The following is a 12002-nucleotide window of genomic DNA, read 5'->3' as shown; positions in this document are numbered from 1 at the left end:
TAGCTTGATATTTTAAGGAGAACGGATGGCAGCCATGACAGTACAACTTGATATTGTAAGCGCAGAAAGCAGCATCTTTTCGGGTCTGGTAGCACACCTACAAGTCTCAGGTGCTGAGGGTGATTTAGGCGTTATGCCGGGTCACGCCCCTCTGCTTACGCATATCAAACCTGGCATGGCGCGCATCGTCAAACAAGATGGTAAAGAGGAAGTCTTCTATCTTTCGGGTGGTATCCTGGAAGTACAACCTTTCTCAGTATCAGTATTGGCTGACGTAGTATTGCGTGCCGAAGAGATTGATGAGCAGGCAGCCGTAGAAGCCAAGCGTCGCGCAGAAGCCCACATGGCTAATGCTGGCGCAGACTTTAACTATGCCGCTGCAGCGATTGAATTAGCTCAGGCTATCGCTCAATTGCGCGTTGTAGAGACCATCAAGAAGAACATTGCCAGATAAGGTTATTGTTTGATGATAAAAGGCGGTGCCCTCGGGTGACCGCCTTTTTTGTATCTACTTCCCACCCCGGAACTATTTTTCTACTCCCTTTACGTGATCGAGTCAGACGTTTCGACCTCAAGGCGGTGATAGGCTGATGCCCTTGTTTTCAATGAGGGATATTCCATGCAAAAAGTCTTAATCGTCGTTAACGATGCGCCTTATGGATCTGAGAAACTCTTTAACGCCCTACGTCTGGCGATACAGCTCAACGAACAGACTTCCACACCTAAGGTTAAGCTGTTTCTCTTGTCCGATGCCGTGACGGGCGTGTTACCTAGGCAAACACCGGGTGAGGGCTATAACCTACAACAGATGCTGGAGATTATTCTGGCCCAGGGTGCCGAGGTGAAGTATTGCACCTCCTGCGTGCAGGCTCGCGGGCTTAATGAGCTGAGTGTTATCGAGGGATGTGTGAAGGCCACCATGGACGATCTCGCCCTCTGGTTGCTGCAGTCGGACAAGGTGATCAATTTCTAACGGCTTTAAAGGTGCGCCGCGTGTCGCTTTTGACGGCGCAATCTATTAAAATCGGCCCACTTAATTTGCATTTTCTTCTGTATCAGCAGTAATAATTCAAGGATATTTCCATGGCACTGAACGTCGTTATTTTGGCCGCAGGCAAAGGGACTCGCATGCGCTCAGACCTTCCCAAGGTTCTCCATCCCATCGCCCATAAGAGCATGGTGCAGCATGTGATAGATACCGCGCATCAACTGGGGAGCGAGACGATTCAGCTGGTCTATGGTTATGGCGCCGATAAGCTTAAGGCCCGTCTGGGTGAGCAGACGCTGAACTGGGTATTGCAGGCCGAGCAGTTGGGTACGGGTCACGCCGTGGCTCAGGCCAATGACAATATTGGCGACGATGATACTGTCCTGATCCTCTACGGCGATGTGCCTCTGATCCAGGCCTCGACACTGGAAGCCCTATTGGCGGCACGTGATGCTAACGGCCTGGCCATTCTTACTGTGAACCTGCCTGATCCAACCGGCTATGGTCGCATCGTTCGTGAGGCCGGTAAGGTTGTGGGGATCGTCGAGCAGAAGGATGCCAACGAGGAACAACTTAAGATCAATGAGATCAACACAGGCATCATGGCCGCGCCCGGCAAGCAGCTTAAGGCCTGGTTGGGTCAGCTGTCGTCGGACAATGCCCAGGGCGAATATTATCTTACCGATATCGTCGCTATGGCCCATCGTGATGGCGTGAGCATCACTACGGCGCAGCCAGCATCTGCCATCGAGGTGGAGGGCGCAAACAATCGTGTGCAGCTGGCTCAATTGGAGCGCGCCTATCAGGCTCGCGCCGCCGAGAAACTAATGCTCGAGGGGGCTAACTTACGTGACCCTGCCCGTATCGACGTGCGCGGTGAAGTCTCAGTAGGCATGGACGTGATGATCGATGTCAATGTGGTATTCCAGGGGAAGGTGACCATAGGTAATAACGTGACTATCGGCGCCGGCGCTATCCTCATCGACTGTGAGATTGGCGATAACGCCGAGATTAAACCTTATTCTATTATCGAAAATGCGATTGTGGGTGAAGCAGCCAGTGCTGGTCCCTTTGCCCGTCTTCGCCCAGGCGCCGAGCTCAAGCGCGATGCCCATATCGGCAACTTCGTCGAGATGAAGAAGGCAGTACTGGGTGAAGGCTCTAAGGCGGGTCACCTGGCCTATATTGGCGATGCTCAGGTGGGCGCTGGGGTGAATATCGGTGCAGGTACCATTACCTGTAACTATGACGGTGCCAACAAGCACCTGACGGTGATCGAAGACGACGTGTTTGTGGGCAGCGATACTCAGCTAGTCGCGCCTGTGACCATAGGTAAGGGGGCCACATTAGGTGCGGGCTCAACCATTACCCGTGATGTGGCGGCCGATGAGCTAGTGATCACCCGAGTGAAACAGCGTCATCTGACTGGCTGGACCCGTCCGGTGAAGCAGAAGAAATAAGCTGGTAAAAGTAAGAAGAAGCGACCTCTATGGTCGCTTTTTTTATGCCCGTTTTCATTGCATAACTGCCAATTCTCTGGCCGATAAGGCTAATTTAGTGAACTGGATCGGCCAACAGTGTAAAGGGATGTAAATAATCTTAAATAAAAACAATTCTCATTTATATTTGTCGCAACTTTCGTTTACTTGTTGTTTAGTGGTGAGGTTTGCATGTCATTTAAGCTAGGTTCGTTTAACTATTCTCCTGTCGGTTTTGCCGTGTTGGTCGCCCTGGCGGCGACGCCTGCAGTGGCCGATGATGCCGAAAACAGCCTGGTTGAGGCTAATATCGAACGTATTACCGTGACGGGGCGAACCTTCAACGACTATAAGGTGGGCGTCGCCTCTGGCGCCATGCGTGGTGATATCGATCTTATGGATACGCCGCAATCTGTGGCTGTGATCCCCGACTTTGTGACCGACGAGCAGTTGGCGACCAACCTGTCGGAGGTTCTGGTAAACGACTCGAGTGTCACCAGCGGCAGTGAGAAGTGGAATCGTCAGGTATTTAACATCCGCGGTTTCGAGCTGTCATCGGGCTCGGGTTATCTGATCAATGGTCAGCAGCAGTGGTCTCATTATGTGCAGCCTATCGAGACCCTGCAACAGGTCGAGGTGTTAAAGGGCCCCTCTAGCATGCTCTATGGCCAGTCTGGCCCTGGTGGCCTGATCAACATGGTCACCAAGAAGCCTATCTATGACACTCTGTTTGAGCTGGGCTTCGATACCGACGAGCATGGTTCTACCCGTTTTCAGCTGGATGCCGGTGGCAGCCTTAATGAGGCGCAGACCATACGTTACCGCACAGTGCTGGTTAAGCAAGACACTCAATATTGGCGTGAATATCAGGACGGCAGCAATCAGGAGCGGGATCGCTGGTTGGGCTATCTGAATCTGGAGTTCGATATCACAGACGATCTTATGCTGTCGCTCAAGTATGACCACACTCAGGATAAGACGGGCATAGACCGTGGTGGCTGGCTCAACAGTCGAGGCGAGCTGATCGGTGGCCGCGATATCATCTGGGATCAGCCCTGGGCCTTTACCGATAACACCATCTCAAACCTGGGCGCCGAGCTAACCTATCATCTTAGCGACGATTGGCAGATCAAGGCGGGTTATAACGATCAGCAGTTTAATCGTCAGCGTTTAGATTCCTCACCTAGCCTGGTAAAGGGCTCGGAAGATCCCTTCACCGATGGTTACACCATTAGCCCATTCGATCGTTATGACGACTGGCAACACAAGACTGGCTTCATCGACTTTACCGGCGACTTTAGCACCGGCGACTTCGAGCACAAGCTGTTGATCGGCGCCAATATGCTGGACTACTACTATGGCCAGCTAAAGGAGGCGGGAGATAAGAACCAGCTGGTGATGCCGGGACAGCCTGTGCCTCGTCCAGATTTGGATTATCATCGCGACACCACCAAGTCTGAGTCCGACTATAAGCATTATGGCTTCTATATTCAGGATCTGATGACCATCAACCAGCAATGGCAGTTGTTGGCCGGTGTACGTTACGATGAGCAGAAGAAGGATGGTAAGGGCAATAACAGCTATGCGGTATCGCCTAAGTTTGGGGTGATCTACTCGCCGGCTGAGAACGGCAGCATCTATTTCAACTACTCTAAGAGCTTCACCCCCCAGGGTATGGTGAATGATCCGGATGATGTGAACGATCAGATGAATCTGGATCCTGAGTATGGCGAGCAGTATGAGGTCGGTACCAAGTGGGAGCTGTTCGATGGCAGTCTGCTGCTAACCGGCGCTGTTTTCGATATTACGGTATCCAATGTTACCGTGACCCAAGATCTCGAGGTGATCCCGACCAGTGGCGATAAGACGATCACCACTCAATCTGGTGAACAGCGTCATAAAGGCTTCGAGATGGGGGCTCAAGGGCAGCTGAGCGACAAGTGGTTCATGACAGGCTCTATGATGTATCTAGATGCCGAGTATCAACGGCCGGAAGAAGACAGACTCAACGGCAAGACGCCTGTGGATGCCCCCGAGTGGTCGGCCAACATCTGGACCCGCTATGAGATGACAGAGGCCTTAGCGCTTAACTTTGGTGCCATCTATGTGGGCGAGCGTTTCGCCAATACGGATAACACCATCACCAAGGATGCCTATGTGCGCTTCGATATCGGCGCCGCCTATACCATGGATGTGATGGGTAGCGATGTCAGCGTACGCCTCAATGTGAAGAACCTGTTCGATACCGATTACCTGGCCGGTGGTACCAATACGGACGTTACCGTGGGAGAGGGACGTCACTTCGGTTTAGCGCTGCAAGCCAAGTTCTAATCTCAATTTCATTTCACTCATTAAGCCGCTATCTGTGATAGCGGCTTTTTGCGTTTTTAGCTCGGTTTTCAATCTTTATTGCTGGTAAAAAAGTTTCGAATCACTATAATTCATCTTTCGAAACGAAACTTAAGTGAAACTCTTTGTGAATAAACGAAACACTCAGCAACGCCGCCACAGCATCATAGCCGTCTTGAATGAGACTGGCGAGGTGAGCGTCGATGAGCTGGCTAATCGTTTCGAGACCTCCGAAGTCACCATACGTAAAGACTTGGCAGTGCTGGAAAAAACCGGCTTGCTGCTGCGTCGTTACGGTGGCGCCGTGGCGATCCCCGATGAGGTGACTCAGCAGTTCAGCGCCAAGATAGCCCCCAATAAGCTATCTATCGCCGAGGCGGCGGCCAGGCTGATTAAAGATCATAACCGCATCATCATAGACAGCGGCAGTACCACTTCGGGCCTGGTACAGCAGCTCAATACCAAGCGCGGTCTGGTGGTGATGACCAACTCGTTGCAGCTGGCCAACGCCATACACGAGCTGGAAAACGAGCCGACGCTACTGATGACCGGCGGCACCTGGGATCCCCATTCAGAATCTTTCCAGGGACAGGTGGCCGAACAGGTGCTGCGCTCCTATAACTTCGATCAGCTGTTCATCGGCGCCGATGGGATAGATCTCGCCAGAGGCACTACCACCTTCAACGAGTTGACCGGTCTTAGCAAGGTGATGGCCGAGGTTTCCCGTGAGGTGATCGTCATGGTGGACTCAGACAAGATAGGCAGGCGTATACCTAACCTGGAGCTGCCATGGCAGCAGATAAGCGTGCTGGTGACCGACGACAGAGTCGATGAGCAGACGGTAGAACAGATTATCGAGCAGGGTGTAGAGGTGATTCTCGCGCCCTACTCAAAGTAAATTTTTAAATTAGTAAGAGTAAGTAGGAAAAAACTATGTGCGGAATCGTTGGCGCAGTGGCGCAAAGGGATGTTGCGGAAATTCTAGTCGAGGGGCTACGCCGCCTCGAATATCGTGGTTATGACTCTGCCGGTGTGGCGGTTATCCATAACAATGAACTGGCAAGCACACGCCGTGTAGGCAAGGTGCAAGAGCTGTCTAGTGCCTTAGAGCAGGCACCGCTGGTCGGTGGCACCGGCATCGCCCATACGCGTTGGGCGACCCATGGCGAGCCGAGTGAGCGTAATGCTCACCCTCATCAGTCCAGCGGTGACATTGCCGTGGTGCACAACGGCATCATCGAAAACCACAATAAGCTACGCGACATGCTGAAGGGCCTGGGTTACACCTTTAACTCAGATACAGATACCGAAGTGATCTGCCACCTGGTACACCATGAGCTTAAGTCTCATGACACTCTGCTTGGCGCAGTGCAGGCCACGGTTAAGCAACTCGAAGGTGCCTACGGCACGGTTGTTATCGACCGCCGTGACAGCGAGCGCATGATAGTCGCCCGCTCAGGTAGCCCACTGGTGATAGGTTTCGGCCTGGGCGAAAACTTCGTCGCCTCGGATCAGCTGGCGCTGCTGCCTGTGACCCGCTCGTTCGCTTTCCTCGAAGAGGGTGATGTGGCCGAGGTAACCCGTCGCACCGTGAGTATCTTCGACGTTGATGGCAACGCGGTCGAGCGCGAAGTGAAAGAGTCGGAAGTGACTCATGATGCGGGCGACAAGGGCGAGTACCGTCACTATATGCTCAAGGAGATCTATGAGCAGCCTCGCGCTATCGCTCATACTCTGGAGGGACGCATCGCCGGTGGCCATGTGCTGGATTCTGCCTTCGGTGAAAACGCGGCTGAGTTCCTAAAAGATATCAAACACGTGCAGATCATCGCCTGTGGTACCAGCTACCATGCGGGCATGGCGGCACGTTACTGGCTTGAGGATTGGGCAGGCGTTTCCTGTAACGTCGAGATAGCCTCCGAGTTCCGTTACCGCAAGTCGCACCTGTTCCCCAACAGCCTGCTGGTGACCATCTCTCAATCGGGCGAAACCGCCGATACCCTGGCCGCGCTGCGTTTGGCCAAAGAGATGGGCTACAAGGCGACCCTGACCATCTGTAACGCGCCAGGTTCTTCTCTGGTGCGCGAGTCGGACATGGCTTACATGATGAAGGCGGGCGCCGAGATCGGCGTGGCCTCAACCAAGGCCTTTACCGTACAGCTGGCAGGTCTCCTAATGCTGACCGCCGCTGTCGGTCGTCACAACGGCATGTCTCCCGAGATGTTGGCCGAGATCACCCAGAGTCTGCAGTCTATGCCGGCTAAGGTGGAGCAGGCGCTAGGCTTGGATGATGCCATCGCCGAGTTGGCCGAAGACTTTGCCGATAAGCATCACGCTCTGTTCCTGGGCCGTGGCGATCAGTATCCTATCGCGATGGAAGGTGCGCTTAAGCTTAAGGAGATCTCTTACATCCACGCCGAAGCTTATGCATCTGGTGAGCTAAAACATGGCCCGCTGGCACTGATCGATGCCGATATGCCGGTGATCGTCGTGGCGCCAAACAACGAACTGCTGGAGAAGCTCAAGTCGAACGTCGAAGAGGTGCGTGCCCGTGGTGGCCTGATGTATGTGTTTGCCGACAAGGACGCCGAGTTCGAGTCAGACGACACCATGAAGGTGATCCCTGTGCCACACTGTGACGACTACATGGCGCCGCTCATCTACACCATACCGTTGCAGCTGCTGTCTTATCATGTCGCCCTGATCAAGGGGACCGACGTGGATCAGCCGCGTAACCTGGCAAAATCGGTGACGGTAGAGTAATTTGCGCTCTTAAACTAAGCCCCATATCAGAAAAAGCAGCCTCTCTAACGGCTGCTTTTTTTATGCCAGTCGCTTTTTCATCACGCTTTCGATTTTTTCTTTCTGAGTTCCTTGACCTGTGTCTAACACACAGGTTTATAGTCAAGGCATGAGCTTAAAAAATGTCTTGTTGGAGTGAATATGCGCGTCAATCAACTAGCAAAGAATCTTAATATCACGGGCGATACAGTGCGCTTCTATACCCGCATCGGCCTGCTGAGCCCGGCTAAGTCTTCGGTCAACGGCTACAAGGACTACAGCGACAAGGATCAGTCGCGTATGCAGTTTATCTTAAGCGCTAGAAACCTGGGGTTTAGCGTCGATGAGATCAAGGTGATCTTCTCGCGCACGGATCAGGGCGAGAGTGCTTGCGGCTTGGTGCGGCAGATGATCCAGCTGAAGCTCGAGGAGACAGAGAAGCAGTTTGAAGAGATGGTAAAGCTGAGACGCAAGCTGTCGAATGCGGTAGCGGATTGGTCCCATAAGCCGGATAAGGCGCCGACCGGCAACATGATCTGTCATCTAATCGAAGGCACTTATACAGAAAGCAGCCACATAGAAGCCAATCGTGAATCAAGCATGACGCCTAGCCTGGAGGATTGAAGATGGACACCAACAGAGTACAACTCAATATCATAGGTGCTGGCTGTGCCAGCTGCGTCGGTAAGATAGAGAAGGCATTAAAATCTGTGCCCGGTGTCGACTCGGTCGAGATGAACTTTGCCGAGCGCATCGTCGATGTCTCGGGTTCGGCAACGCCGCAGCAGCTGATTGCGGCTGTCGAGGCGGCGGGTTATAACGCGACCCAGCTGCAGGCCGAGGCGGGTAATGATGCCATGGATGAGAAGGAGCAGGCGGATCTCGACTATTACCGCAGCCTGCTGCGCCATACCTTTATCGCCCTTTCTGTAGGTATTCCCTTGATGATCTACGGCCTGTTTATCGGCGAGATGACGGTAACGACCACGACCGAGCAGCTAGCCTGGGGCCTGGTGGGCTTGGTGACTCTGAGCATCATGCTCCTGTCCGGTAAACACTTCTATGTGGGAGCGTGGAAATCCTTTGTGCACCACAACGCCAACATGGACACGCTTATCGCCTTAGGTACAGGCACAGCCTGGCTCTATTCCATGCTGGTGGTCGCCTTTCCAACCCTGCTGCCCGAGATGGCGCGCCACGTCTATTTTGAGGCCACGGCGATGATCATAGGTTTGATCAACCTGGGATTGGCATTAGAGGTCAAGGCCAGGGGCAAGACCTCAGAGGCGATTAAGCGTCTGATCGGCTTACAGGCCAAGACGGCACGGGTGATACGCGATGGTAAAGAGCTGGATATCGACATTGCTCAGGTGCTGCAAGGTGACAAGGTTCGGGTGCGCCCCGGCGAGAAGATCCCCGTCGATGGTGTGGTCATCGAGGGCGCCACCATGGTGGATGAGTCTATGTTGACCGGCGAGCCTATGCCGGTTGAGAAGGCGATCGACAGCGAGGTTGTCACGGGGACCTTAAACAAGTCCGGTTCCATCGTCTTTAGCGCGACCCGAGTGGGTAAAGACACTGCCCTGGCCAGAATTATCGCCATGGTGAAGCGGGCGCAAAACTCTAAGCTGCCTATCGGTCGGCTTGCAGATGTAATCGCCAGCTATTTCGTACCGGCCATCATGATCATCGCCATCGTTAGCGCCATGGTGTGGTTTAACTTTGGCCCCGAACCTTCCATGGTGTTTGCCATCGTCTCGGCCACGACTGTGTTGATCATCGCCTGCCCCTGTGCCCTGGGGCTGGCCACGCCTATGTCTGTCATGGTGGGTGTGGGCAAGGCTGCCGAGTCTGGGGTGTTGATCCGTAACGGCGAGGCGCTACAAACTGCCTCTAAGATCAGTGTCATGGTACTGGATAAGACGGGCACTATTACCCAGGGCTCACCTCAGGTCACAGATGTGGTGGTTACTCAGGCTGCTTCCATTGGCGAGAGTGAGGTACTAGCCCTGGCCGCCGGCATTGAGCGACACTCTGAGCATCCCCTGGCCGAGGCGATCGTCGAGTCGGCGACTCGTCGTGAAATTGAGCTTGAGGATGTCGAGGCATTTACCGCCATTTCGGGTCGTGGCGTACAGGCTCAATTGAATGGTCAGTCGCTGCTGTTTGGTAACCAGGCGTTGATGCAGGACTATGAGGTGGATATTCAGGCTTATCAAGCCAAGGCGCAGCAGCTGGCGGCGGAGGCTAAGACGCCCATGTATCTGGCGAGAGACAATGAGCTTATTGCCATCATAGCGGTGGCAGACCCTATCAAGCCTGACTCGGCCGAGGCGATCGCACGGCTCAAGCACAATGGCATTAAGGTGGTGATGTTAACCGGAGATAATCAGGCCACGGCCAAGGCGGTGGCCGCTAAGGTCGGCATAGAGACGTTTTTTGCAGAGGTGATGCCCCAAGATAAGGCCAGTAAGGTCGCCGAGTTGCAGAAAGATGGTGAGGTGGTGGGCATGACGGGAGATGGTATCAACGATGCCCCGGCGCTGGCACTGGCTAACGTGGGCTTTGCCATAGGCACAGGTACGGATGTGGCTATTGAGAGTGCCGACATCACCCTGATGCGTGGCTCCTTGCACGGCTTGGCCGATGCGATTGCGGTCAGCAAGGCAACGCTGAGAAATATCAAGCAGAATCTGTTTGGCGCCTTCGTCTACAACGCCGCGGGTATTCCCATTGCCGCCGGCATCCTCTACCCCATGTTTGGCTTACTGCTTAACCCTGTGATTGCCGGTGCGGCCATGGCCTTCTCATCGCTAACCGTGGTGAGCAACGCCAATCGTCTGCGTCTGTTTAAAGCCAAAGCGCATTAGGAGGCTGGTATGTTATTTATCAATCTGTTCTGTCTCGCCCTTATCGGTTTTATCGTCTGGTGGTTTTGGCTCTACTCGCCCGAGGCGCCCGTGAGTCAAGAAGGCATAGAGATAGTGGTCAAAGACGGGGTCTATACGCCGTCGCGTGTCAAGATCCCCTCGGGGCAGGCGACATCACTTACCTTTCTAAGGCAGGATAAGTCAGCCTGTTCGGCGATACTACAGTTGCCAGCGCTGGAGATCAGTGAGGAGCTGGCATTGGATAAGCCTACGGTTATTAATATTCCGGCCATGACACCCGGAGAGTATGCATTCCACTGCCAGATGCAGATGTACAAAGGTGTGATAGTCGTCGAATGAAAAGGGTGAATAAAGGAGTTGAATAAGGTCTGATAGAGGGATTTAGTATAAATAGTAGGGCAAACGCTATTGTCAGGTTTGCCCTATTTTTTATCGGGTGATTTAGAATCGATAACCGAGGGCGAAAGTAAAGGTATGGGTATCGAGTAAATCCATCGCTTGATAGTGATAGGTGAGACCGAGATCCATGCCCGACGCAAACTCCATCCGCCAACCTAGTCCTGCCAGCAGGCCAGTACCATCATCTGTATATTTGCGGCCGTTGTCGTCGGTATCAGTAAATTTTAGTCGATATTGGTTGGCGCCCAGTTTAAATACCAGACTGTTTCGCTGAGACAAGGGGAGTGTATACAGGGCTGCCGCTCGGAAGCTGTCGACATCATCCATTTGATTACCAATGATAATAATATTGTTGACAAATACATCCTGGTAGCCCACTTCTAGGCCCCATTCGGAGGAAAATTGGTAGCGATAGGCAAGATCATAGTGAAGTGGAATATTATCGGAGACATGATCATCTGATGAAATACTGGTATAACCTATCCCCGCACCGACCGATAGGGCGTGATGGTAATCCGACGCGAAAGAGAGAGGTGTAACGAGCAGGCAAGCTGCGGCAAGAAGAGCTTTCATAACAATCCTTTGTAAGTTGATAACGGCAAAATATCGAATCCGACTTATAGCAGATGTCGCCTACAAAGGGTACAGATAATTTGATTTTGTTTAAAATTATCGTCTGTTAAATTAGTTATTTTTCAATTATTAATCTAAACATGGTCTGCTTTTAAGCGTTAAAAGCTACTGTTGGCGGTAATTAGTTGTGAATTAGGCTAACAGCGGCTGGGAGCGCTTCTCTATGCGTTGCCACACCTTATCGTGGAAGTAGAACACGACAGTGTTGATCGCCGGTTCTATGAGTGCCACGGCGCCACCTATCACTATGCTACCGGTTAACAGGTAGGTGATTCCGAATGCGACACCGAAGTGTAGTACTGCAAAGGTGAATGTCTTAGCCATGATGCGTCTCCTCTTAGATTTAGTTAAATGATAATTATTATCATTTAAGTTGTAAAGTCGGAGAGTGCGATTGGCTTAATGCAGTAAGACGATTAATAAAGATGAGCGAGTCGAGAAAAATGCCCAGAGTGACAGATACCTTAACTGGCACTCTGGGGC

Annotated in this window: 11 protein-coding genes; 9 read left to right on the top strand and 2 right to left on the bottom strand. The window is 52.7% G+C overall.

Annotation, left to right across the window (positions count from 1 at the left end; genetic code table 11):
* Positions 1–25: 25 nt before the first annotated feature.
* From K0H81_RS20095 to K0H81_RS20055, 9 genes are all read left to right on the top strand, one after another.
* On the top strand, positions 26–454 hold the full coding sequence (locus K0H81_RS20095) for a F0F1 ATP synthase subunit epsilon (RefSeq protein WP_011867635.1): 429 nt from the start codon (positions 26–28) through the stop codon (positions 452–454).
* Between the two features lie 165 nt (positions 455–619).
* Entirely contained in the window at positions 620–973 is a 354-nt protein-coding gene (locus K0H81_RS20090) for a DsrE/DsrF/TusD sulfur relay family protein (protein ID WP_220059491.1), read from the top strand.
* A 110-nt stretch (positions 974–1083) separates the two neighbouring features.
* Positions 1084–2448, top strand: a complete 1365-nt coding sequence (gene glmU / locus K0H81_RS20085; protein WP_144202232.1) for a bifunctional UDP-N-acetylglucosamine diphosphorylase/glucosamine-1-phosphate N-acetyltransferase GlmU — start codon at positions 1084–1086, stop codon at positions 2446–2448.
* A gap of 210 nt (positions 2449–2658) precedes the next feature.
* Positions 2659–4797, top strand: coding sequence for a TonB-dependent receptor (locus K0H81_RS20080; RefSeq protein WP_220059490.1), 2139 nt, complete (start codon positions 2659–2661; stop codon positions 4795–4797).
* A gap of 145 nt (positions 4798–4942) precedes the next feature.
* Complete coding sequence (locus K0H81_RS20075) at positions 4943–5713, top strand: DeoR/GlpR family DNA-binding transcription regulator (protein ID WP_011867631.1); 771 nt, start codon at positions 4943–4945, stop codon at positions 5711–5713.
* A 35-nt stretch (positions 5714–5748) separates the two neighbouring features.
* A complete protein-coding gene (gene glmS, locus K0H81_RS20070) occupies positions 5749–7578 on the top strand; it encodes a glutamine--fructose-6-phosphate transaminase (isomerizing) (protein WP_144202228.1) in 1830 nt (609 codons plus the stop codon).
* Between the two features lie 180 nt (positions 7579–7758).
* Positions 7759–8220, top strand: coding sequence for a MerR family transcriptional regulator (locus tag K0H81_RS20065; RefSeq protein ID WP_220059489.1), 462 nt, complete (start codon positions 7759–7761; stop codon positions 8218–8220).
* A gap of 2 nt (positions 8221–8222) precedes the next feature.
* On the top strand, positions 8223–10466 hold the full coding sequence (locus K0H81_RS20060; protein WP_258406345.1) for a heavy metal translocating P-type ATPase: 2244 nt from the start codon (positions 8223–8225) through the stop codon (positions 10464–10466).
* Positions 10467–10475: 9 nt separating this feature from the next.
* Positions 10476–10826, top strand: coding sequence for a cupredoxin domain-containing protein (locus K0H81_RS20055; RefSeq protein ID WP_220059487.1), 351 nt, complete (start codon positions 10476–10478; stop codon positions 10824–10826).
* A gap of 102 nt (positions 10827–10928) precedes the next feature.
* Here K0H81_RS20055 and K0H81_RS20050 read toward each other — a convergent pair whose 3' ends face one another.
* Entirely contained in the window at positions 10929–11459 is a 531-nt protein-coding gene (locus tag K0H81_RS20050; RefSeq protein WP_220059486.1) for a porin family protein, read from the bottom strand.
* A 192-nt stretch (positions 11460–11651) separates the two neighbouring features.
* Entirely contained in the window at positions 11652–11843 is a 192-nt protein-coding gene (locus K0H81_RS20045; RefSeq protein ID WP_144202201.1) for a DUF2061 domain-containing protein, read from the bottom strand.
* Positions 11844–12002: the final 159 nt, after the last annotated feature.

Origin of the sequence: Shewanella halotolerans, from assembly GCF_019457535.1 — a bacterium.
Classification (GTDB): Bacteria; Pseudomonadota; Gammaproteobacteria; order Enterobacterales; family Shewanellaceae; genus Shewanella; species Shewanella halotolerans.
The sequence above is the reverse complement of the archived record's forward strand: the minus strand, read 5'-3'. Positions and strand labels throughout refer to the sequence as shown.